The following is a 23,680-nucleotide window of genomic DNA, read 5'->3' as shown; positions in this document are numbered from 1 at the left end:
ACACGCGGACAGGGGCGAGGGGGAGGAAAGCACGTTGAACCTGCAGCAATTCGCTAAGCTGCTGCGCACTCGATGGATGACGATCGCTGTGTCCATCATGGTCGCTGTCCTCTGCGCCGTCGCGTTCAACCTGTTGACCACTCCCCTTTACCAGGCTTCGACCAGACTCTTCGTGTCGACCACCGCCGGCGCCTCCGTCACAGAGATTTACCAGGGCAACCTGTTTTCGCAACAGCGGGTGAAGTCGTATGCGGAACTCGTCACCGGAACGACTTTGGCGCAGCGGACGGTCGACAAACTGCATCTGGACATGAGCGCCGATGCGCTCAAGAAGAAGGTCACCGCCGCTGCCGAAGCGGACACGGTCCTCATCGACGTCGACGTGCTGGATGCCTCGCCGGTTCGCGCCCGTGACATCGCCAATACGTTGTCGGACGAGTTCGTCGCCTTGATCCGTGAACTCGAGACCCCGGAAAAAGGCGGTACGCCGAACGCTCGCGTCGTCGTCGAACAACGCGCTTCGATCCCCGAGCGTCCGGTGATCCCGAAAACGACCCGCAACATCGCGCTCGGCTTGGCTCTGGGTGCTCTGTTGGGTGTCGGCCTCGCGGTGTTGCGCGACCTGCTGGACAACACCGTGAAGAGTCAGGACGCCTTGGAGTCGATCGTCGGTACCGGCGTGGTGGGTTACATTCCGCTGGACAAGGACCTTCGAAAATCGGCCGCCATCGCATTCGACGCCGATAATTCCGGCACGGCCGAGGCCTTCCGAAAGCTCAGGACCAACTTGCAGTTCCTGGCAGTGGACAATCCGCCTCGGCTGATTGTCATTACCAGTTCGTCCCCCAGCGAGGGCAAGTCCACCACATCGATCAACGTCGCCCTCGCCCTGGCCGAAGCGGAGCACAACGTGTTGTTGATCGATGGCGACATGCGGCGGCCCACCTTGGCCCGATATCTCGACGTGGTCGGCTCTGTTGGTTTCAGCACCGTTCTCAGCGGCGCAGCACCGGTCGCGGACGTGCTCCAGAAAACCCGGTTCCCTCGGCTCACCGTGCTGACTGCCGGACCCAACCCGCCCAATCCGAGCGAACTCCTGGCTTCGCAGGCCGCCAAGAATCTGCTGGCGGAACTGCGTTCGCAGTTCGACTACGTGATCATCGACTCCTCGCCCCTGCTGGCAGTGACCGACGGCGCGATCCTGGCGGCGAACGCCGATGGCGCACTGGTGGTGGCAAGGTCCGGACAGACCAAGCGCGAGCACCTGAGCCACGCGGTCGGAAGCCTCACCGACGTCGGTGCCACAATCCTGGGCGCTGTCTTCACCATGGTTCCCACGCGCGGCGGGCAGGCGTCCAGCTACAACTACTACAACTACGGCTACGGCTACGGCGGTCAGCCGTCCAACCAGGTGTCTGACGAGGATTCAGGTGGCTCCGCCAAGCGCGGCGACTCCGCCAAGGCAGGAGTCGCGAAATCGCGGGCGGCAAGCGCGATTAGTAGCGCGGGATTGTCAGGACGTCAGGCACGACGTTCAGCGCGCTGAGGTGCGAAACGGATTCTCGCGCAGCAGAAGCTAAGATCTGCGAAGCGATCTCGATTGCGGGAACGAACAATTCGGCACTCTCCGCCTCCACCCGCGCCCCGTTTACTCCGGTCTCGATCAGTCCGTTGGGTTCTCCCCCCGGCGTGGTGACGACGGGAAGGCCGGATGCCAGCGCCTCAACGATCGCGCGGGAGAATCCTTCGAACGATGACGTCATCAACATGAGGTGGTGGCTGCGCATCACGGCGCCGATTTCCGACTTGTTGACCACCCCCAAAAACGTGATCCGCTGCGCCGCAGGTGATTCAGCGGCGTAACGCCTCATCTGCTCCTCAGCGGTTCCACTGCCGGCGACGGTCATGGTGTAGCGCTCGGGCAGAGCCGCAATGACGTCGACAGCCAGTTTGGGGTTCTTTCCCGGCTCGATGCGGTAGGGCCAGATGATTCGCGTCTTGTCGGCCGACTCTTCAGCAACAGGGAAGAATTCGGCCGGGTCGTACCACGTGGGTGAGAACCGAACCCGCTTCGAAATCGCCTGCAGCCGTTCGGCGCCCGACTTGCTGAAAATCACCGTGTCGACGGCGCGCGGGATGACTCTGCGCTCGAGCCAGTGATATGCAAACGCGGCACGATCGAAGAATGACTCACTTCCCTTGCCTAGGTGATTCTCGCTGTGGACTAGTTGGACTTGCCCGGCTCGCGGATACAGAAACCTGGCGGTGGCGCCGGCGTTGATGCGGTGGGTTTGGACGATGTCGGTGTCGCGTCCGGGACGGTATCTCGCCAGGCCCGCCGCGACACTGACCGAGTGCGGGATCTTCCTGTCCAAGGCCAACGGATCCAATGCTGCGACTGGCATGAATTGCACTGCACGCCCGCCGATTTCGTACTCAGCCCATTCGCCCTGCCGCTTGTTCCCGGTGGCATCTACACCCGCAATGCGCAGCTCGACGTTCGCTGGACAATATCGCACCAAGCCGCGGATACAGGTGTCTATACCGCCGGGTATCGGCCGTTCCGGATCGAATTGCTCAACGATGAGGCGGCGTTCCACAAGGCTTTCCTGTCCCCGCTAGGTCTGCTTCTACGCTCTGGCTCATGAACTACGCGCACGTCAGGGGGCGAGCTTCATCTGACGATCCATGTTCTCGTGACCCACGTATTCCGTGTAGCGGCCATGATCGAAGTTGTGATAGACCATGACCTGCTCCTGCCAGCGCTGATAGCCAAATTCGCCAAAGTCGTAGCAGGGGCTGAGTTTTCGATTCGCACTCATCTCGTTCAACTCGCGTATCGCTAACCTCTCCCCGGTGAAGTCCGAGTACATTTGCTGTGTTCCAACGATATCGTCGAATACGCACATTACTCTGGGCAATATCGCTCTATCGGGGCTCGAATGGAAGATTTCGAAAGCCGCGACCGTCGATGAGTAGTAGTCGAGATCGAACACAACCATGCCGACCGGCGCGCTAACGGGGGGATTCTCAAGAAACGTCGTCAGTGTTTCCGCTACCGGGCCCAGCATGAGAGTCGAACTGGTGAGTCGCGCCTTCAGCGCCGGGACATCCATAGCGTAGAAGCCGCCGGACCAGAAATACGGGAGATCGCGGTAGTCCACCGGGGCGGGTAAGCCAGATCCCATGTCGAACCCCACGATTCGCACACGAATCGGAAGCTGTCGCTCCACTTCGGCCTTGATGGCCTCGAGCGCGACCAGACCATTACCGTTCGCGACCCCGAATTCGATCCAGGTCACTTCTTCGTAGCCCAGGCGGACTGCCAATTCGCTCGCGCGGACCGCGGTGTATGCATACTGCGGTCGAGGCAGCGCCTTGAGAGCAACTAGCTCCATGAGTGACAGCTGAGATCTCGGAATGATTCGACGCAGAACGACCTGCAGAGCTTTTTGAGACAGAGAACGAGACCCCGAGGCGGCTTCGACCAACCTTCTCACATTCCCACCCTTTCAATGACCACCGGAGGTGGCATACCTTTCACTTGGTAGGCCCGGCAACCCTTTCACTTGGTAAGCCCGGCAACGCTTCGATTGACTCCCCCGTCGACCGGACTCGCCCCATTCTTCCGCCAGGTTCAAGCCTTCGCGGTGGCCCCCGTACTCGTTGGCTCGGGGGTCGCCGGCAGCACATCAAACCCTATCAGCGCGACCGCGTAGCATTCTGTCTTCTATTGGGACCTGTACCTTGGAGTGCCTTTCGGCATGGATCACAAACGTCACATCTTGAAGTCGACCGTGCACGGCGCCGGCCACATCAACCTCGGAGCCACCGGACGAGCTGCCTGAGGGATGCTGAACTCCGGGCGGTCAGCGGATAATACACAAACAGGAATGCTGCGATCCCCGCCATGAACAATAGTGTTCGAGGCAGCCAGCCATGAGGAAGCATAGGCTCAACGAAATTCGTGCCGATGGCGATGATTACCGCGGCGGCGGCTGCGGCGGCAAGCGAAGTGCAATACCCTCGGACGACGAAACCAGACAGCTGAAACCGCAACTTCCTCTTGAGGCTCAGCAACTTCAAAGGCAAATCGACGATGTACGCGAGCGCGACGGCTCCCGCAATTCCGAGTAGCACATGTTGTGGCACGAAGACGATACTTGCCGCCCACGAGCCCACGATCCGGATCGATCCTATTATCACGCCGCTTCGAAGTGGGGTTCGGGCATTGTGGACGGCAAAAAATGGTCGTACGAGCAGGTCATGCAAGGCGTACGGAATTAGCCCGATGGATAATACGGCGAGAACTACGCCGATGAACTTGGCTTCTTCGGGACCGGTCTCTCCGCGAGTGAACAGGAGTTCGGTTCCCAGTGGTCCCAGACAAATAAAGATCGCCATGACGGGTATGAGGAGTGCACCCATCGCCAGAATTGCTTCATTCAATTCCTTCGAAGCTGCTTTCTCGTCCCCTTCCGCATAATGGCCCGATAATCGCTGCAGCAGGACGTTCGCCAAACCTGTCGATGCGACGGCGCAGGATGCGATGAGCAATGTCTGCGCGTAGAAATACGCCGTAAATCCGCGCCCGTCATATCCGTCTGTCTTTGCCGCGCTGCCCGCCTGCGTTGACAGCGCTGCGGTCACGATATTGGCAATTTGGAAGGTGGCAGCGTTGGCGATACTGAAAAGTCCCATCGACGCGGTTGTGCGGAGGCCTAGACCCCGAATCGGGAATCGGCGACGGAGGCGGAAACCCGCACGGCGAAGGAAGATCATCAATAGCGTTGATTGAAGCACCGTCCCGAAGAGCGTCGCGCCACCGAGGAGAGCCACCTCCCAATCGCTCATCGATGCCGGCGAATTCGCCTGGACGGTTCCCACCACGATGATCGGCACGCACGCCAGGATGACGGTGAGGCTATTGACTATCGGCAGCCATGCAACGGCGTTGAAGCGACCTCGGGCATTCATCAGCTGAGACGCGATTGCAAACAACGTATAGAAAAAGACTTGGGGGATACACCAGAGCGATAACCGTAGACCCAGTGTCGCCTGGGGCTCTCCCCACGATGCCCCGCCCATCAGGCGGATAGCCAACGGACTGAACACCAGGAGCAGGACGGTGACAAGAACGCCGAAGACCGCGCCCGCGAAAAGCAGGAAGCTGCCGAAGTCGTCACCACGCTCTGGCGAGTCGCGGGCGTTGCGAATCAGCTGTGGCACAAAGACGAAGAAGATTGCGCCCCCACCTAGGAGGAGGAACACTTGATTCGGAACTTGATTAGCGATGTTGTAAGAGTCGGCTACCAGACTTGTGCCGATCGCGGCCGCAAGAGCAAGATTCCGTCCGAAACCAATCACCGTCGCGCCCAAGGTGCCTGCTGACGCGAAGAGCGACGTGCGACCGGTACTGACAGAACGACGGTCGCGGTCAGTCACGAGTCGGACCTCCGGCGGAGTTTGTGACGCGGCACAGTGCCTCGCGAAGAATCCCTCCGCTGCCTTCAAATGTGAACCGCCGCAACCACGGCGCCACAGGGCCGACCATCTCACGTCTTGTTGCGAAAACCGCGGCAGCGTAGTCCGCCGCCGAATCGCCGGCGATCAATTCTCCTGTCAGTCCCGGCACGACGGCATCCGCCGATCCCATGCAATGTGAGGAGACAACGCTTCTGAAACCCGTCGCTGCGGCTTCGACCAGGACGTTGCCGAAGCCTTCTGCCGTGGATGTCAACAGGACGACAGAGCCGGGGGGGCATCGGTCGAACCACTTATCCACCCATCCGTGCATGACGACGTCCACACCTACTTGCCTTGCTCGATCAACAATGGCTCCCTCAAGCGGGCCGACGCCGAAATAGTGCACTGTGACGCCATATTCGTAGGCTTGGGTCAACATTGCCGCGACCTCAACGGCGATCAATGGTCGCTTTTCCGGCGCTAACCTTGCGGGCACAGCAATGTCGAGGCGCCTCGGATCGCCACCGCTGTCATCCTCGCGTGCAGGACGGTCTTCCAATTTCGCGATGGCCGGATTCGGAACAACCGTCACACGGTCCCACGGCAACCGATACAGCGCAATGGCCTCGGCGGCAACTGGGTGCGAAATGGCGATGAATAGGTCGGTGTACCGAAACAGCCGTCGAGCCAACCACTGCTGACGCGGCTGCGAACGGCCCACTACTGTCCGGCGCTCCAACGTTCGGCCACTGATGACCACTTTCGGCCGTGAATTCCCGAGACTGCGCACGGCTGCGACGCTAACGAGGTTGCAATACGGCATGAGCGATAAAACAACGTCGACAGGCTGACTCTTCAAGTAGCGCGCGAGGTCACGGGTCTGCGCAATCACGTTGCACTGCCTCGCCCTAACTAGCGAAACACCGTCGGGAATAGTCTCTTCGGTGTGGGGATGGGTGGCGTAAACGGTCACTTGGTCTCCCGACGCCACAAGGTAGCGGGCCCATTGGTAAGCGACGAACTCCGCACCGCCGGGCTCGGACAGCGAGTGAATGACGAGGAGTACCCGCATCTCGTGAATTCCTATCCGCTCACTGTCCACATCGGGATATCGAATTATGGTAATAGGAGGCTGAATCCGACGACACCACAACCCGAATCGTTGCATGCCGCTCTAGGCATCACACCCACCCAGAACTCGCAACACTCAAGCTGTGGGAACAGCCTTCCGCAGGTACACGACCCTTCCGCGGAAGGTTCGGTACAACCACGCCGCGGGAGCGCCTAACTTCCCTATCCGACGCGCCGACGGCCGCACATGGCCGTCGAAAAATTCCTGTTCCGCGAACTTGTGCTCGAATCCAAGCCTTTTCCAGATCACACGATAACAAGAGCTCGGAACGTAGCGCGTTGCTTCAATTGCGAAAAAAGCATTGTCATCGGCGATTTCGTCCGCGGTTAGGCCTTCCTGATTTCGAGTACGAATCCCGAGCACTGCCCAGAGCTTGTACAACCAACGGTGCTGGAACACTCCGCCGAACGGAACGAGCAAGTGCCCCTCGATAGGGACGTAACGCGTTGGGATGAGGTGCAATCCGTGGCCGCCGGGTTTAGTGATTCGATGCAACTCTCGAAAGACACTCACTTGGTCCTGCACGTGTTCGAACACCTGATCCGAAATAACGAGATCGAAAGTGTCGTCTTCGTAAGGAAGCTGCAAATTGAGAACGGTGCCTTCCTTGATGTGCTCCCAGTCCACACCCTCACGATGCCGGCCCTCGACGACGTCGTAGCCGGAGGCATTCACGAAACCGAGTGCACGTAGCGCGTTAACGGTTTTACCTGCGCCACAACCAAAATCGAGTATTTTGGCTTCCTTCGGAAGCTCCACACCCAGGGTCGCGAGTACGCGGAGATGGATCATTTTTCCGGCGCCGCCCAAACCCGCAGATGGAGGACTGGTTGCGGCCAAGGACATCGATCACTCCCCTACTCAGATCTGACCCAGCCGGATGCTACCACAGCCACAAATGGGTGTCCTTGGATTCAACACAGCTTATTCACCCAAGGGCTCGGTGCCTCTATCCGAAACCATGGCGATTTCTATAAGGTGAATCTGTGCTCACGCTAGACACTTTGGCCGCCCAAGACGTATTCGTCTGCCCCCGATGCAAGAGCGCAATCATCGTGCAGCAGCCAGATTGGCGTTGTTCCAATACCGGTTGCAAATACGCCGAAGACGCCTTCCCGGTTGTGTCCGGCCTGCCGGCGCTCGTCGATTTTGACAACAGCGTCCTTGACATCGACCGGTTGCGCGCAACCGAAGGCGCATCGGTCGTGGAGCGTGGGCGACGACTGCCTCGCCCGCTCCGCCGTCTGGTGGAAGGGCAAAATCGGATCGCACCCGTTGCGGTATCCAGAATGCTGCAGTTGTTGAGAGCTGACGCCGCGTCGCCCGACAAGCGGCTGCGGATACTCGTCATAGGCGGTGGCGTCATCGGGTCAGGACTTGATTCGTTGTACGACGACTCGACGATCGACCTCATCGGGTTTGACATCTACGCGAGCCCGGTTGTTCAACTGATCGCCGACGGCCACTCGATTCCCTTGGCGGATGGCTCTGTCGACGGCGTGATCATCCAAGCGGTGCTCGCGTATGTGCGCGAACCCTGGGTGGTCGCTGCGGAGATACACCGAGTGCTCCGTAGCGACGGAATCGTCTTTGCGGCCACGCCATTCATGCAGCAGGTCAGCGAAGGCCCCTACGACTTCACCCGATTCACCGCCTACGGCTTGCAGTCTCTGTTCAACCGGTTCGAACGGCTTGAATCAGGGGCGATTTCTGGCGCCGGAACGGCGTTGCGGTGGTCGCTTGGATATTTCGCACGGGCTCTGACCCGGTCGGTCGCAGTCGGCAGCCTGGTGCAGTTGTGTTTCTTCTGGTTGCGCTACCTAGACGAGATCTTGGACTCGGGACAATCGCTGGACGGGGCCACGGGCGTCTACCTGCTCGGGCGAAAGGCGGTCGCCACTGCTATCCAAGACCAACGGGCTTCGACCGACCGCATTACTTGAGTGCCTTCCTGGCAAAGGATTTCACCGATGCGGGCAGGAGACGCTTGGCGATGTTCCGCAAAGCACCGGGGTCGTAATTTCGGGTGATCAGGTTCAACGGCACGCTGGCCGACGCCTTCGCGCTCACCCCATGGCCGACCTGGCGAACGCGATAGAACGACTCGAACTCGGGCCACTCGTAATCGTCGTCGTAGGTCCAGCAGCTGTTATCGACGTACAAAGCCTTCAACTTTCGCGCGAGCGTCTTGTCAGTCTCCCGCGTGATAGGACTCCCATCCACCAGATACAGGCATTTCGTCATGAGGTTGGCGCTTCTGTTGCTCACGTAGCTGTCGACGAAAAGCTCCAACCCGATCTGCTTCTGCAGCCTGGCGAGCACTCGAAATACCTGCACGTGCTCTACGTGGCCGTATTCGCCCCACGGATTGTGGGTGAAAACAACGCTTCCTTGCGCCAACTCCGACGTCAGAAGCCGCAGAAGCTCTTCTGCATTGCAGTCGTAGGCCGTGCCAGCCGGCCCGCGTAACCGCAGGCCGCTATCTGACTCTTCGGGGTGTTTCCAGTCCGCGTCGTCGAACCCGCCCGACTGCCTCACGTTCAGGAACTTCACTTTGGCCAGCGGATACGTTTCAATCAACCGGGCCCGACCATGGTCCCAGCTTTCCTTGGAGGTGGCGGATGGGCCAAAGCAGACGACAACCCTCTTGCACTGTTCGAGGATGGAACTGAACCAAAGGATCTCGTCATCAGGATGAGCGACAACCAAGACAGCACTCTGTATGTCGATAGTCCGAACCTCGCCGATTCTCGAATGAGCCTGGTAGCGCGAGCGTTTACGTGACCGGGTTGGGCGCGCCGAGCTTGAACACGTTGGGCGCCGCCACCTTAACGGCGTTACGTGTATCGACGATGACGCGGGCCGCCGCGACGAGCTCCTCGTAATCGAAAGCCTTGTGATCGGTGGCCACCACCACACAATCAGCCGCCGCCACCACCTCGCGGCTGTACGGCACCGAATCGAGGTGCTCGCTGAGGGCCGAATGCTCCGCATCCACATGCGGCACAAAGGGATCGTGGTAGGTGACCCGCGCACCCTTCTTCACCAACAGGGCAATCACATCCAGCGCGGGCGATTCACGCACATCGTTGACGTTGGGCTTGTACGCCACACCCATCACCAAAATGTTGGCGTTCTTGATCGACTTGCCCTGCTCGTTGAGAGCGTCGGCAACCTTATCCACGACGTGGCGCGGCATCGCCGCGTTGACCTGGCCGGCCAGCTCGATGAAGCGAGCCTCGAAGCCGACTTCCTTGACCTTCCACGAAAGATAAAACGGGTCAATGGGAATGCAATGTCCACCCAATCCCGGGCCCGGGTAGAACGGCATGAAGCCGAACGGCTTCGTCGCGGCGGCGTCGATGACCTCCCAGACATCGATACCGATCCGATCGCACATCAGCGCCATCTCGTTGACGAGTCCAATGTTGATGGCGCGGAACGTGTTCTCCAGCAACTTCACCATCTCAGCCGCGCGAGAAGAACTCACCTGGACCACGCGATCGATGGACGCGCCATAGAGCTCAGCGGCCAATGCCGAGCAATCCGGGGTAAGGCCCCCCACGACTTTGGGCACGTTCTTGGTGTTCCACTTGGCGTTGCCGGGATCAACACGCTCGGGCGAAAACGCAAGGAAGAAGTCATGTCCCGCGCGCAGCCCGGTCTCTTCAAGGATGCTGCGGACGACTTCTTCGGTCGTTCCCGGATACGTCGTCGACTCGAGTATGACCAGCATGCCCGGGTGTAGATGCTCCTTCACCAGCTGCGCGGCCGACACCACGTAGGTCATATCGGGGTCCCTGGTCTTGCGCAGCGGGGTCGGCACGCAGATGTTGATCGTGTCGAGATCGTCCGCAGCCCCCAAGTCGGGTACAGCGCGCAGCTTGCCGGCTTCCACGAGGGCGGCGACCGCGGAGGTGGGCACATCCGCGATATAGGAGGTTCCCGAGTTGATCGCGTCGCACTTGCGTTTGTCCACATCAATGCCGACCACAGAGAACCCTGCGTGACCGAATTCAACCGCCAGCGGCAGGCCCACGTAGCCGAGACCGATGACGCCGGTCCGAGCAGTGCGGGAGGAAAGCCTTTCGTAAAGAGCCTCAGCGTGCGGGCTGGCGAACGTAGGAGCGGGCATAGGATGACCCCCGAAGTAAGCGGGCAGTCGTACAGCAGATCGCTGCCCTGATGTGTAATTCCCCCAGATGATGTGATCGTGCTGCGGGAAGTATCGTAACCGATGGGGGAGTTGACTAAGTGGCGAAATTTCTGGTTACCGGCGGCGCCGGGTTCATCGGGTCGCACCTGGGTGAGGCGCTCATCGGCCGCGGTCATGACGTCCGCGTCTTCGACAATCTGATCACCGGGCTCACTGAAAACATTCCTGTTGGTGCCGAATTCGTCCAGGGCGATCTCACCGATCCTGTCGCGACTGCCGCGGCCGTGGCTGGCTGCGAGGTCGTGCTTCATCAGGCGGCCATTCCGTCGGTGCCGCGGTCGATCTCCGAACCGCGCCCCTCTCACGAGGCAAATATCGATGGCACCTTCAACGTTCTGCTTGCCGCGCGCGATGCGGGGGTGCGACGAGTCGTCTACGCCGCCTCGTCGTCGGCCTACGGCAACACCGAGGTGCTGCCGAAGGTCGAGAACATGCCGGCCAACCCGCTCTCCCCCTACGCATTGCAGAAGCAAATCGGCGAGACATATTGCCAACTCTTCACCCGGCTGTATGGGCTCGAAACTGTGGCGATCAGGTACTTCAACGTCTTCGGCCCACGCCAGCACCCGTCGTCGCCGTACTCCGGCGTGCTGTCGCTGTTCATCAAGGCGGCCCTGGCCGGCTCCGCCCCGACCATCCACGGCGACGGTGAACAAACGCGCGACTTCACCTACGTCGACAACGTGGTCGACGGCGTACTTCGTGCCGTCGATGCCCCCCAGGCAATCGGTGAGGTCATCAACGTCGCCAACGGCGGCCGCATATCGCTCAATCAAGCCTGGGCCACGCTGGATGAGATCCTCGGACCGCTTCCATCTCCCACGTACGGTCCGCCCCGGGCCGGTGACGTCCGAGACTCGCAGGCGGATATCGGAAGGGCCGAGCGGTTGCTGGGCTTCCATCCGCTGATGAGTTTCGATGAGGGATTGCGCCGCACCGTGGACTGGGCGCGCGGTCGTGGCTAATCGACCAACAGCCTCTCAGGTTCCATGATCACACTTCTGATCGTCTGACCAGGCCGTAGAGTCATGACCATGGGGGTAGGCGCCACGGTGACGACTGGGGCAACTGATCGGACCACGGCATCAACGGGTGGTTCGATGCAATTGGTCAGCCCGATTCTGCTGCTGATCATGGTCGGCGCGCTCGGCGTTTACGGCATGTGGGCTGAATCGTGGCCAGCTTTGTTGTGCAGCGGCGTTATCGGCGCGGTCGCGGTCTGCCTTGTTCCCCGAAACGCATTACCCGCGGCGGCTCTCTGGATCGTCGTACTACTCCCGATCGGCTATATCGGTGTGCCGATTCTGGTGGGCCGCTATCTGACTCCCGCGGTGATCATCATTGCGGTCTGGATGTTCCGCCTGGCCGTAGCTGATCGCCGCGCCACCATCCGTGGCGGGCTCATCGCTGCGCCGTTCCTGATGCTTCTTCTAGCCTCGGCGGCATACACCCAAAACAGCAATCGAACTTTCGCGTGGACGGCGGCTTTCATCGTTTGCGTCGTCGCCCCCGCCCTACTGGGTCAAGTGTGCCGTGACGACGTGTGGCGGACTCTGCGTCCAACTCTCGGGGGGATCGGGCTCTTTCTTGGTGTGCTCGCGGTCTGCGACTTCTTCCTCCACCTGAATCCGTGGACAGAGTGGTACGTGTACGTGCGCACGTGGACATCTGGTTTCAGAACGACAACGAGCCTCGGGCACCCGCTCACCACGGGTCTCGTCGCCAGCGTCGCGCTTGTGGCTTGCGTCTTCCCCTCACCGAGGGCCCGCCAGGGACCCTACTGGCTATGCGCGGTCGGAGCCCTTGCTGCGATCGTCCTGTCGGTCTCTCGAACGAGCGTCATCGCCGTCGGCGTATCGGCGGTGATCGGGATATTCTCCGCGCGCTCAGGAGCGGCGACCACGCAGGAGAGGGGCCACCGTGGTCGACGCCTGGTGCTGCTGGTGGCCGGAGCTACATTTTTCGGAGCTGTTGCGTTCTCCCCTCTGTTGAGTCGTCGCAATGCTTCTGAGGAGGCAGCTAACTCGGCAAGCTATCGCTCCGCACTGGTCGATTCGGCTCAGCGCCTCATTAGCGAGCATCCCTGGTTCGGTTTCGGTCCTGGAACGTCGAATCTTGTCTATGAACAGAGCGATTCCTCTGATGCACTTGAGAACTCAGCTCTCCAGCTTGTAGTTTCCATCGGAGTTCCCGCTTCTCTGCTCCTGTTGCTCGGCCTAGGCGTGATTGTGGGCGTCGCGATGAGGCGTTCTCGCGCTGGCGCAGCTGCAGGGATCGTGGCTTTCTTGGTTTCAGCGACGGGGTTCAATGTCATCGACTCCAACCCCGCTTTCTTGACACTTCTCGCTCCGCTCATCGTGTGCGCAGTCATGCCAAGACCGACCTTCGTTGACGAAGCCAAGAGCAACGCGACATCCGATCGAACAGTTCCCTGCCCGGCTGGCGACGAACGTAGGCTGCACGTCGGACCAGGCAATCAGCGCAAGGTTTCCGCAAGGGCACCGCAAAGCTCCGCGATTTCCCGATAGCATTCGACGAATTCGTCGAAGCTCTTACCAAACGGATCCTCGATGTAAGTCGCGCCCAATGCAAAGACTTTCGATATCGCGGCCGGGTGATAGAGCGCGAGCTCGACGAAATGCTCCCGATCGAAAACAATAACTGCGTGGGCAGATGCAAGCATGTTGTCGGTGAGCTTTTTTGATCGATGGTGTGTCAGGTCAACGCCGAAATCGCTCGCCGCCTGCACCGCCGCAGGAGGACTTGGTCGTCCGTCCACCGGGTAATAGCCCGCAGATTCGACGGTTAGGTCCGAGCGCAAATTCGACAGCACTTTCTCGGCAAAGGGGCTGCGGCAGATGTTGCCTTTACACACGACAAGCACGCGCGAACCTGTTGGCAACCTCTTGTCGCGTCTGACAGGCGGGCGTTGATAGCGGCGGTACAGCACCCGTTCTCGAACAAGCTGCGAAAGCTCGTCCTTCCCCGGCTGAAGGTCATCGAGAGGCATCGAGTCGAGGGTTTCGGCACCGGCGAAGAACCGAAGAGGCTCGAGAAGCGTCTTGTAGACCGGTACCGTCGCAAGAGTCTTGTCGCTCTTGTCCGCTCGCAGATTGTGCTTGAACCAACGGGCTTCAGAAGAGATGGCCCGTGCGTAACGCCCGATGAGGTAAGCCGTCGGGAAATCACTACGGCCGTCGAGAAGCATGTCTCCATACCACGTAGGAAGATCAAACTTTGCGGCTAGACAGAGCGGCAAGGAGCCGGCGAATCGTCCATTTACCTCGATGAATATGGCTTCGCCGGTGTCGAGGTTGCGCTTGAACTCGACCATGGCCACACCCGTATACCCAACGACTGTCATCAGTTTCGAGGTGTATCCGAGGAGATCATCAGATAGTGGCGTGGTCTTGCGATAACTCGATCCGCCGCCATGGAGCGGCTCATGAAGACGTTGGTGTTGCATAGCGGCGAGGACATTGCCGTCGCGGCACAAGACGGTCACGCCCACTCCGACGCCTATGAAGTTTCGCTCGATGACCGCTGGCTTGTCTTTGAACTCGCCGCTCAATAAGGCCTCGAGGTCCTGCTGAGTGAACGCTTTACGGACGTACTGCTTCGAATTGACCTGCGCGCGTGAATAAGAAGAAACGGGCTTGAGGACACAGGGCAGCCCGACCTCTTGAGCGATCAATCGAATTTGCTCAGCATCTTCAGCGAGCATGCCGGCGCTGACCGGCACATCGACCGAACGCGCCAACTCCCGCATCGCGCCCTTCGAGTTGACGGTCTCGATCATGTCTGTGCTCGGTATCGCCAGGGCGGTCTTCCCGCGGAACATGCTCCGGAATTCATCGACGGGAATTATTGAACGATCGTCAACCGGGACTACCAAGTCATAACGGTGTGCGTTCACCAAAGCCGCTAGTTCGCCCGCCCACTCCATCTTGCGCCGTTGAGGTAGGCCAATGCGATGGACGCGTCGAATGTACTTGGAGCGCAGCGCCGAATCATGATCCTGGAGCGGTACCACATCGACTTCCGACCCATTCCGCCCGAAGGAGCGGATCACACTGAGGAACGACCTGGTGTCACTGCCGATGACTACGATGCGTCTAGCCACACCTCAGCCTTTCGGCGTATCCCGTGAGGGTCTCGCCTGCGAAGGTTTCAGCGATGTGCTCGAAGAGCCTCTCGAGCTGTTCATAAAGCACCTCGATCGAGCGGGAGTCCGGAAAAGTCGGGCTGCCGCCAGGCATGAATTCCGATGAGTGAAGCATGAACTCGAGGTAAAGACGCTTCTCCGCTACCGCTTTGTCCACGCACCACAGCATCTCGTCGATATTGCGGCCGTTCGGCCGAAGCCAAACGAAGCCTTCCAGACGGCGACCAACCTTACCGGCAATGTTCGGCAGACGTCCCGCCCAAGAGAATCGCGGACGCCTGCACATAGTGGTGACCGGGAGCTCAAGAAGACCGCCCGGTCGATCCAGACGGATATTCTCGGGATCGAGGCAGTACGCATGCTCTGGAAAGGTCCGATAATCGGGCCCTCCCTTGCCATTTGGGTCTCCGGGGTGGACGGCGAACGTGACACCGGGTACGACGCTGCAATCGACGACGTAGCCGAACTCCACAAGCATCCGCGCATACCGCTCATCGAATCCCCAACGACCGGCACGGTGACTGGTTGGCCGACGACCGAAGCTCGCCGTCAGGAGGTCAGTCATGAATTCGATCTTCTCCCGCATCACCTCGTCCGGATACTCGGGCAGATAGGGGTGGTGGCGAAAATCATCTTGGGTGAGCGCGACGAGCGGCGGGCTATTCCATGCGTGAAGATGCATGCCGACCTCAGCTGCGTTACGCGACTGTTGATCTCGCGCCCACTCGACGTATTCGGGATTAACCGCCATTTCGTAATTGGTCAGGTAGGTGGGCTTGAACCCGAAGCGGTCGCAAAGTGCCTGAAAACGGGGCAGACACTTGGCGTTCTCGGTCTTGATGTCACGTGGAGACGACCATAGGTTGTCACCTTCGGTATCGATGGTGATCAAGAACGCGGGACGCTTATCCACTATTGCAGCCTATTCAAGCGCGCTGGCATTTTCAAAAGGTCGTTGACAGCGGTCAGGACGCCACCCAAAGCTTCGCCCTTTCGGGGCCGAGCAAGCCGGGCCAGGGTTCGGGCCGATGACAGCTACAGGTCGTAGCAATCGTATTCGTCGCAAAGCGATGCGGCACCACGTTCGGAGCTACGCTTGAGCCCGAAGCGTTCATCAGACGGACCGGGGGAGGCTCGCCGCCATGCGCGAAGCGGACACGAACGAACAGGAAGCGACGTTGTCGAAGCCCGACATCCACGCCGAGTGGGCATCGGACTATCGGCAGGGTGCTAACGAACGCTTCTACAACGAGTGTTTCGTCGAGATCCTCAAGGCTCTCGCCGCCCCAACTGGAGCCAGATTTCTTGATGCGGGCTGCGGGAGCGGTTCTCATTCAATTCGTTTGGCCGAGCGCGGATATCGCGTGGAGGCGGTCGACTTTTCCGAGGCCATTCTCGAGTCGGCCCGGCAGCGAGTCGACGAACACAACGTCCGCGACCGAGTCACCCTCCGTCAGGGAAACTTGCGTGCCCTTCCCTACGCCGACGGCGAGTTCGAATACGTCTTGTGTTGGGGCGTTCTCATGCACGTCCCAGATCTAGAAGCCGCGATCGCAGAGTTGTCCAGAGTTGTCGCACCAGGGGGTGCGCTCGTGGTCCACGAGGCCAACATGAACTCTCTCCAGTCTGCCGCCCAGCGCACTTTACTGAGAGCGCTGCGGAGGCAGCGCAAAGTTGTCCGAACGGACGCGGGCATCGAAAAGTGGCGAGAGACCGATGCGGGAAAGGTGATGACCCGGGAGGCGCGGCCCGCCTGGTTGATCAGCGAGTTCGAGAAGCACGGTCTCCGACTCCGGACCCGGAGATCAGGCGAATTCACCGAGGCCTACGCTCGGGTGCCGGCGCCAGTGCTTCAGAAGGTCATCCACGACTTCAACTCGGCCTGGTTCCGCCACAGCGGTCCCCCGCACTTCGCGTTCACCAACGTTCTGATTTTCGACCGCCCGGAGTAGCGGAACATCTTGCCCTCAGTCGGACGACCCACGTCCGCCCCCGGCCGCCGACGTCAATCGCAGGTCGCTGGAGCGTGTGCGCGCCGTCCTCCAGAGAAATACGCCGTTACCGACCAGGTAGCGGCGCGCCTTGTGTGGCTGTTGCAGCAACAGCTGGACCCATTCGAACCCGATGCGCCTCACCCACGGCGCGGCCCGCTTGAGGTTGCCACCCCAATGGTCGAATAGTCCGCCGACACCGACGGAAACCCCGACGTCGATCGCGGCAGCATGGGTGTCGATCCACGTTTCCTGCAGCGGGTTGCCCATGCCGACCAACAAGAGTTCGGGTGCGGCTTCGTTGATCGCCGCGATGACCGAGTCGATGTTCTCTGCCGTCATGTAGCCGTGGTGATAGCCGGCAAGTATCCATCCTGGGAAGTTCCGCCGGAAGTAGTCGGCAGCGCGCTCGATGCTGTCGGCATCTGCGCCGAGCAGGAAGCATCGGTAGCCGCGTCCAGCCGTTGCCGCGAAGAAGTTGGGCATCAGATCTGTTCCGACAAGGTTGGCCTTCATCCGAACGCCGCGCACCCGCGCCGCGAGCCGAACACCGGTCCCATCGCCGACCACGAGGTCAGCCCGCCGCAGCACCGCGGCGTAGGCCGGATCAGACGCGGCCGTGTTCAGGGTGTGCGCGTTGACGATGTACATCTTGCGGCTCTTGTGGGGTTGCACCCCACGCTCGAGCCATTCGAGCGCCTCGGATTCGGTCAGATTGGCAACGGTGTTGCCGAAGATCGAAACGCGGTCCGCATCGCCAATCCCCGATGTCGCGCGCTCATCAACCACTATGCCCCCTCGGAAGCGGAGCTAGATCAACGTCTCCCCGTTAATGCCCCTTGCGAACTTCGTCTCAGACATCCAAGCAGATCCCAAGAACCCGCGTCTTTTTTTGCACGCGCAAACCGATTCGTTCACCACCACTACACGTCTTCTTGCGTAGCGACGCGACCCGAAAGTCTCGGCAAACAAGTAGCTCCCGCCAGTGCTGCCACTGGTCGCTTCGAGGGAGTGCCCTCATTGCCAGTTCAAGGATTCCAGGCGCCGTCTGGCTTTGCAGATTCGATTGCTGCGGCCGACCTCCCGGTGATAGCGTCACTGACCAGGCGGGTACCGTCCCACGACGACTTTTCGTGGGTCACGGAGGGGGTTTTTCGAGTGGTTCGGAGAAAGATGATCGCTGTCCCGCGTGCGTCTTCTGCCGACACTTTCCCCCTTCCGGAAACCCTGCCGATGTCGCGGGCAACGGCTCGTACACGAGCGGATCAATGGGGGGCGTAGTGCGTAAACGGGCGGTTGTGACCGGCGGTGCCGGATTCGTCGGTTCGCACCTCGCAGAGCGTTTGCTGGCACGTGACATCGATGTGGTCTGCCTTGACAACTTCGTGACCGGTTCACCGGACAACGTTGCTCACCTGCAAGGCCACGACGGCTTCCGGCTGATAAAGGTTGATATCAGCGATTACATTTCGATTCCCGGGCCCGTCGATTACGTATTGCATTTCGCTTCGCCCGCCTCGCCCGTCGACTATGCCGAATTGCCTATTCAGACATTGAAGGTCGGCTCGCTCGGAACGCTGCACACCCTCGGCCTGGCCAAGGAAAAGGGCGCCCGCTACCTCCTCGCGTCGACGTCGGAAACGTATGGCGACCCGCTGGTGCATCCCCAGCCGGAGAGCTACTGGGGCAACGTCAATCCTGTCGGGCCTCGCTCGTGCTACGACGAGGCTAAGCGCTTCTCCGAGGCGTTGACCACCGCCTACCGCACCAAGCACGGCGTCGACACCGCGATCATGCGGATCTTCAACACCTACGGCCCGCGGATGCGCCGCAACGACGGTAGGGCTGTCCCGAACTTCATCAATCAGGCGCTGACCGGGGACCCCCTGACAGTTCACGGCGATGGGAGCCAAACCCGCTCGGTGTGCCACGTCGACGACCTGGTCGAAGGTGCGCTCCGGCTGCTGTTCTCCGACCTCGCCGGTCCGGTCAACATCGGCAATCCCTACGAGTTGACCGTCCTGGAACTGGCCGAACTCATCCGGGAGCTGACCGGGTCCGAATCGGAGATCCAATTCACCGACCGTCCCCACGACGACCCGTCGCAGCGGCAGCCCGACATCACACTGGCGCGCACCGAACTTGATTGGGAGCCGAAAGTTGATGTCCGAGAAGGACTGTCGAAGACCGTCGACTTCTTCCGGGCTCAGATCGACGGCGCAACTCTGCTGACGGCTTCGACATCGCTGACCAGCCCGGCCTTGCTGAAACATCCGGCCCACAAGGTCGCGGTGATCGGTACCGGCTACGTCGGTGCGGTGACGTCGACGTGCTTGGCATCACTGGGTCACACCGTCTGCGGCCTGGACAGCGACTCACTGCGTGCCGAGCAGCTGAACAACGGACAAGCCCCGTTCGTCGAACCCGGGCTGCCCGAATTGTTGAAGTCCGTCCTGAAATCCGGCCGCCTCCGTTTCACCGACGCCCCCGCCGAAGCTCTCTCCGACGCGGATTTCGTGTTTCTCTGCGTCGGTACCCCACCCGGCCCGGACGGCGCCCCCAACCTTGCGCAGTTGGAAAGCGCGATCCAGTCCCTGGCGCCGTTCCTGCGTGCCGGCGTCGTGATCGTGAACAAGTCGACAGTGCCGGTCGGTTCGGGCAACTGGACCCGGACAATCCTGGAAGACGCGCTGCAGGGAAGCAGGCAACTGTCGTTCCACGTGGTGTCCAACCCGGAGTTCCTGCGGGAGGGGTCGGCCATCGACGACTTCCTCTATCCGGATCGCATCGTGCTCGGCGGCGCCACGTCCGACGTCAGCCGGGTCGCCGAGCTTTATGCGCCTGTGCTCGATCAGTCCTTCGACGGCGGCCACCGTAGCCACCATCCCGCTCTGATCACCACAGATCTGGCCTCGGCCGAGATGATCAAGTACGCCGCCAACGCCTTCCTCGCCACAAAGATCAGCTTCGCCAACGAGATGGCGCAGATGTGCGAGCTGTTCGGCGCGGACGCGCGCCAGGTGCTGCCCGCGATCGGCGCAGACCACCGGATCGGAAACTCCTTCTTGAGCCCCGGCGTAGGGTGGGGCGGTTCCTGCTTCGGCAAGGATGTCGCCGCGCTGATTTCGTCGAGCCAGGAGTACGGCTATTCGCCGTCGATGCTGCAGGCCACTGTCGGGATCAACACCTCGCAGCGAGCAAGTGTCGTCCGCAAGCTTCAACGCGAACTGCACATGCTGAAGGGCCGCCGGATCGCGCTGCTGGGCCTGACCTTCAAACCCGGCACCGACGACCTGCGGGACGCCCCGGCGTTGGACATTGCTCGCCGACTGCTGGTCGCCGGCGCGGTAGTGTCCGCTTACGATCCCGTAGTCAAAACGCTGCCGGAAGAGTGGGCCGCGATCCGCACGACCAGAGACGTCTACGAGGCCGCCGACAGGGTGGACGCTGTGGTCGTGACCACGGAGTGGCCGGAGTTCCGGCTCATCGATCCCGTCGCCCTCCGTCGCGTCATGCGGGGCGACCTGGTCATCGACGGACGGAACTGCCTTCCGGAGGCCAATTTTGCCGGATCAGGATTGAGACTGGTGGGCTTCGGGTGGTGACTGCATAATGTCCTTGGGGGGAAACCATGACGATTGAGATCACGCCGCCGCGATCGAACAACTACGACGCTGGGCGGACTGCTCCGGTACCGAAGAAGCCGTACACCGATACCCAGCAGGCCCACAAGATCGGCCTTCGGCATCGCTACTTCCTACAGGTTTCGGATCTGGTGATGCTGACGGCGTCGGCGTCCATCGGGGCGGTAGTCCTCAGCCACCTCAGCGCTGAGCGCGCGGGCTCTCTCGGTCCGGGTGCCGTTCTGCTGGCGGCGGCCGCGATGGCAGTCGCGCTGCATCTGCACGGTCTGTACCGGCGCCCCGCCGCACGGCTCCGCCCCAGCGAGTGGTGGCGGTCCGCTGCCGTCGCACGCTGCCTGCCGACCGCCGCCTTACTGGCTCTGGCCTTCGACGCTCTCGTCCTGCGTGGCGGCCGAATGACACTGACCGCGGCCGTGGCTATGACGCTGCCGGCGATCCTCCTGGTTCCATTCGGGCGCCGTCTCGTGGCGCGGACGATCGATCCGACTGTGACCCGGATTCTGGTGGTGGGTACCGGACCCATCTCGGACCGATTGACCTCGCGGCTACGCCGGTGCACAGATACCTTTGTCGTCGGGCACGTCGACGACGAAGCGCCGGCCGGCGCTCAAGCGCTCGGCAGCCTCGCCGACCTTCCCGCTGTCTGCGAGGCATACCAAATTGACCGGGTCATCGTCGGCTTCCCCAACGCCAGCGACATGACGGTGCTCGACGCGCTGCGCAAGCTCCATGGCCGGGTGCCGGTGTCGGAGATCCCCCGCTACTTCGAACTTCACAACTGGCGCAGCGAGGCCGAAGAGCTCCACGGCCTCACCCTGATGCACCTGCCGACGGCCTCGTTGGGCCCCGGCGCACGGATCATCAAACGCATCATTGACGTCACCGCCGCGAGCCTCGCCTTGTTGGCGGCCTCGCCGGCGATGTTGCTGGTGGCCATCGCCATCAAACTCGACAGCCGCGGACCCGTCTTCTTCCGTCAGGAACGGATCGGATGCGGAGGCAAGCCCTTCCGCATCTTCAAGTTCCGCTCGATGACGGCCGATGCGTGGCAATTGCGCACCACGGTCGCGCAACTCAACGAATCCGACGGCCCGCTCTTCAAGATGGAATGCGACCCACGGGTGACGCGGGTGGGCGCGTTCATCCGCAAGACCAGCCTCGACGAGATACCTCAGCTGCTCAACGTGATCAGCGGCGAAATGTCATTGGTCGGCCCGCGACCGCTGCCCACCGAAGAGTCCGATCGCATCGACGGTGCTGCATTGGCGCGCCTCGACGTCAAGCCGGGAATTACCGGACTGTGGCAGGTCTGCGGGCGCAGCCAGCTAAGCTACGCCGACCTTCAGCACCTCGACTCGGTGTACGTAGGATCATGGTCGCTGATGTGGGACCTCCGCATCATCGCCAAGACGCCGAAGGTCGTGTTCGGGCGAAGCGGCGCCTATTGACCGGGAGCCAGCACTCTCGCCGCACCCTTTGACGAGCGGAAGGTGTGCCCTGCACATCCTGTTTGTTTGCACCGGAAACATCTGTCGATCGCCCATGGCGGAGCGCTTTGCCGCCGCGATGGCTGCTGATGCCGGCATAGCGGACTTCAAAGCCACGAGCGCGGGAACCCGCGCCGTCATCGGTCACCCCATCCACACAAGCGCGGCCCGGATCATCGAAGAGTCGGGCGGCAACGCATCCAATTTTGGCGCGCGCCAACTTAACTCCAAAATCGCGTCCGGTGCCGATCTGATCCTCACCATGACCAGGCAGCACCGCGACGCTGTCCTGGATGTCGCACCGACGAAGCTCCACAAAACATTCACCTTGGGTGAAGCCGCGCGACTCGTAGCCGAACACGATGCCCAATCGGTATCCGACCTGCCGGCTCTGCGGCCACATCTGGTCGACCGAAATTTGTTGGACATCCTGGACCCGATCGGTCAATCCGATGAGGTGTTCGCCGAGGTCGGCGCACACATCGCGGGCCTCTTACCACCGATAATCGGACTCTGCCGATAAGGACTGCCGGCGGCTCCCGTCCGAGATGCGGCGTGTGGGGAGGATGGACCTGAGATGTTCGGTCGACGTCGCGTATTGATCACCACAGTCGCGGTCACGGCTGTCGGGGTCACCGTCCTCAGTCTGATCGGGCGAACCCTGCCGGTGTCCAACATCGTCGGACTTGCCCTCAGTGTCGGATCGGCATACGCGCCGTTCATCGCGCTCGGCGGCTTGGTTCTGTCGGCGCTATCCCGTCGGATAGTCCTCGTCGTCGCCGCCGTACTCGTAATGACGACGACCGTGGCCCTCCAAGTGCCGCGCTACTTCTCGTCGCGCCCTTCCGCCGGCTCGGCTGTCGACCTGCGGGTGCTGTCGTCGAACTTGCGTAAGGGGCAGGCGGATGCCACGCCATTCGTCACGCTCGCCAAGACCAGCGCGGACGTTGTCACCGCGTCTGAGCTGACCCCAGAAGCGGCCCAAGCCTTTTCGCGAGCCGGAATGGGCGAGGCGTTCCCTTACGCCGTCCTCTTCCCCGCGCCTGATTCCGGCGGGATCGGGTTGTGGAGCCGCTATCCGCTCACTCCGACTTCGCCGACGATAAATGGCGATCTCTTGACTGCGGTAGCTCACGTCGCGGTGCCCGGCGTTTCGACTGCACCGTTGATCGCCAGCGTCCATATCATTTCGCCCCTCGCCTTCGGGCAGATCTCGGTCGATCGATGGGAGGTTGGTATCGCCGACGCCAAATCGCTACTGGACGGGTTCTCGTCCAATGCCGGCCGAGCTTCAGTGATCGTCGCGGGCGACTTCAACACCACCCCCGACATACAACAGTTCCGCGAGCTTCTCACCAACGGCTACCGTGATGCGGCCGATCAGGCCGGGGTGGGTTTCGTACCGACGTTCCCGGCCGACTCAGCCTTGCCGCCAGTGCTGGCCATCGACCACGTCATTACCCGCGGGGCGACCGCGACCTCACTAAAGGCAACCGATGTCCCCGGGTCCGATCATCGAGCTCTACTGGTGACCGTGCGGCTTCCGGCCATGCTGGCGCAGACAGATGGGGGCTAGCTC

At 61.2% G+C, this 23,680-nt stretch carries 19 protein-coding genes; 9 read left to right on the top strand and 10 right to left on the bottom strand.

Going from position 1 to position 23,680, the window contains the following annotated elements; translation table 11 throughout:
* Positions 1-34 precede the first annotated feature (34 nt).
* Positions 35-1,546 carry a tyrosine-protein kinase domain-containing protein gene (locus tag CRM90_RS11380; RefSeq protein WP_102807080.1) on the top strand — a complete coding sequence of 504 codons (1,512 nt, stop codon included), beginning with the start codon at positions 35-37 and terminating at the stop codon, positions 1,544-1,546.
* On the opposite strand, the gene CRM90_RS11375 is transcribed toward CRM90_RS11380, so the two are convergent.
* The 5 genes from CRM90_RS11375 to CRM90_RS11355 all read right to left on the bottom strand — a co-directional run bounded on the left by CRM90_RS11375 (position 1,497) and on the right by CRM90_RS11355 (position 7,444).
* On the bottom strand, positions 1,497-2,600 hold the full coding sequence (locus CRM90_RS11375; protein ID WP_102807079.1) for a glycosyltransferase family 4 protein: 1,104 nt from the start codon (positions 2,598-2,600) through the stop codon (positions 1,497-1,499). The two genes, CRM90_RS11380 and CRM90_RS11375, sit on opposite strands and share 50 nt — an antisense overlap.
* Before the next feature lie 60 nt (positions 2,601-2,660).
* Positions 2,661-3,398, bottom strand: coding sequence for a hypothetical protein (locus CRM90_RS11370; protein WP_102807078.1), 738 nt, complete (start codon positions 3,396-3,398; stop codon positions 2,661-2,663).
* 418 nt (positions 3,399-3,816) lie between these two features.
* Positions 3,817-5,445, bottom strand: a complete 1,629-nt coding sequence (murJ, locus tag CRM90_RS11365) for a murein biosynthesis integral membrane protein MurJ (RefSeq protein WP_158249011.1) — start codon at positions 5,443-5,445, stop codon at positions 3,817-3,819.
* Entirely contained in the window at positions 5,438-6,538 is a 1,101-nt protein-coding gene (locus CRM90_RS11360) for a glycosyltransferase (RefSeq protein ID WP_233209284.1), read from the bottom strand. Before CRM90_RS11360 ends, murJ begins: the two co-directional genes overlap by 8 nt.
* A gap of 135 nt (positions 6,539-6,673) precedes the next feature.
* The gene (locus tag CRM90_RS11355; RefSeq protein WP_102807075.1) at positions 6,674-7,444 is read right to left on the bottom strand and encodes a class I SAM-dependent methyltransferase; all 771 of its coding nucleotides are present in this window, start codon (positions 7,442-7,444) and stop codon (positions 6,674-6,676) included.
* A 140-nt stretch (positions 7,445-7,584) separates the two neighbouring features.
* Between CRM90_RS11355 and CRM90_RS11350 the strand changes: the two genes are divergently transcribed.
* Positions 7,585-8,541 carry a methyltransferase domain-containing protein gene (locus CRM90_RS11350; protein ID WP_142391359.1) on the top strand — a complete coding sequence of 319 codons (957 nt, stop codon included), beginning with the start codon at positions 7,585-7,587 and terminating at the stop codon, positions 8,539-8,541.
* On the opposite strand, the gene CRM90_RS11345 is transcribed toward CRM90_RS11350, so the two are convergent.
* Together CRM90_RS11345 and CRM90_RS11340 are read right to left on the bottom strand one after the other, a co-directional pair.
* Positions 8,534-9,307: a PIG-L family deacetylase gene (locus CRM90_RS11345; protein WP_233209283.1), complete on the bottom strand. Its 774-nt coding sequence runs from the start codon at positions 9,305-9,307 to the stop codon at positions 8,534-8,536. The genes CRM90_RS11350 and CRM90_RS11345 overlap by 8 nt on opposite strands.
* 67 nt (positions 9,308-9,374) lie before the next feature.
* A complete protein-coding gene (locus CRM90_RS11340) occupies positions 9,375-10,733 on the bottom strand; it encodes a nucleotide sugar dehydrogenase (protein ID WP_102807073.1) in 1,359 nt (452 codons plus the stop codon).
* Positions 10,734-10,852: 119 nt separating this feature from the next.
* On the opposite strand from CRM90_RS11340, the gene CRM90_RS11335 reads away from it, so the two are divergent.
* The gene (locus CRM90_RS11335) at positions 10,853-11,779 is read left to right on the top strand and encodes an SDR family oxidoreductase (RefSeq protein WP_102807072.1); all 927 of its coding nucleotides are present in this window, start codon (positions 10,853-10,855) and stop codon (positions 11,777-11,779) included.
* A 135-nt stretch (positions 11,780-11,914) separates the two neighbouring features.
* Positions 11,915-13,342 carry an O-antigen ligase family protein gene (locus CRM90_RS11330; protein WP_158249009.1) on the top strand — a complete coding sequence of 476 codons (1,428 nt, stop codon included), beginning with the start codon at positions 11,915-11,917 and terminating at the stop codon, positions 13,340-13,342.
* On the opposite strand, the gene CRM90_RS11325 is transcribed toward CRM90_RS11330, so the two are convergent.
* Positions 13,291-14,613 carry an arsenate reductase/protein-tyrosine-phosphatase family protein gene (locus tag CRM90_RS11325; protein WP_158249008.1) on the bottom strand — a complete coding sequence of 441 codons (1,323 nt, stop codon included), beginning with the start codon at positions 14,611-14,613 and terminating at the stop codon, positions 13,291-13,293. The two genes, CRM90_RS11330 and CRM90_RS11325, sit on opposite strands and share 52 nt — an antisense overlap.
* A 316-nt stretch (positions 14,614-14,929) precedes the next feature.
* Positions 14,930-15,892, bottom strand: a complete 963-nt coding sequence (locus tag CRM90_RS11320; RefSeq protein ID WP_199189861.1) for a polysaccharide deacetylase family protein — start codon at positions 15,890-15,892, stop codon at positions 14,930-14,932.
* Positions 15,893-16,121: 229 nt separating this feature from the next.
* Here CRM90_RS11320 and CRM90_RS11315 point away from each other — a divergent pair, with 229 nt between their 5' ends.
* Positions 16,122-16,931, top strand: coding sequence for a class I SAM-dependent methyltransferase (locus tag CRM90_RS11315; protein WP_102807068.1), 810 nt, complete (start codon positions 16,122-16,124; stop codon positions 16,929-16,931).
* A 15-nt stretch (positions 16,932-16,946) separates the two neighbouring features.
* On the opposite strand, the gene CRM90_RS11310 is transcribed toward CRM90_RS11315, so the two are convergent.
* Positions 16,947-17,759: a WecB/TagA/CpsF family glycosyltransferase gene (locus CRM90_RS11310; protein WP_102807067.1), complete on the bottom strand. Its 813-nt coding sequence runs from the start codon at positions 17,757-17,759 to the stop codon at positions 16,947-16,949.
* A gap of 491 nt (positions 17,760-18,250) precedes the next feature.
* Here CRM90_RS11310 and CRM90_RS11305 point away from each other — a divergent pair, with 491 nt between their 5' ends.
* The 4 genes from CRM90_RS11305 to CRM90_RS11290 all read left to right on the top strand — a co-directional run bounded on the left by CRM90_RS11305 (position 18,251) and on the right by CRM90_RS11290 (position 23,677).
* On the top strand, positions 18,251-20,575 hold the full coding sequence (locus tag CRM90_RS11305) for a UDP-glucuronate decarboxylase (protein WP_102807066.1): 2,325 nt from the start codon (positions 18,251-18,253) through the stop codon (positions 20,573-20,575).
* Between the two features lie 26 nt (positions 20,576-20,601).
* The gene (locus tag CRM90_RS11300; RefSeq protein ID WP_102807065.1) at positions 20,602-22,062 is read left to right on the top strand and encodes a sugar transferase; all 1,461 of its coding nucleotides are present in this window, start codon (positions 20,602-20,604) and stop codon (positions 22,060-22,062) included.
* 49 nt (positions 22,063-22,111) lie between these two features.
* Positions 22,112-22,624: an arsenate reductase/protein-tyrosine-phosphatase family protein gene (locus CRM90_RS11295; RefSeq protein ID WP_102807190.1), complete on the top strand. Its 513-nt coding sequence runs from the start codon at positions 22,112-22,114 to the stop codon at positions 22,622-22,624.
* Between the two features lie 144 nt (positions 22,625-22,768).
* Positions 22,769-23,677 (top strand): endonuclease/exonuclease/phosphatase family protein, encoded by a 909-nt coding sequence (locus tag CRM90_RS11290; protein WP_233209282.1) that lies wholly within the window; start codon positions 22,769-22,771, stop codon positions 23,675-23,677.
* The last annotated feature ends 3 nt before the right edge of the window (positions 23,678-23,680 follow it).

It is taken from the genome of Mycobacterium sp. ENV421, assembly GCF_002887815.1.
Taxonomy (GTDB): domain Bacteria; phylum Actinomycetota; class Actinomycetes; order Mycobacteriales; family Mycobacteriaceae; genus Mycobacterium.
This window is presented reverse-complemented; position numbering and strand designations above follow the sequence as displayed.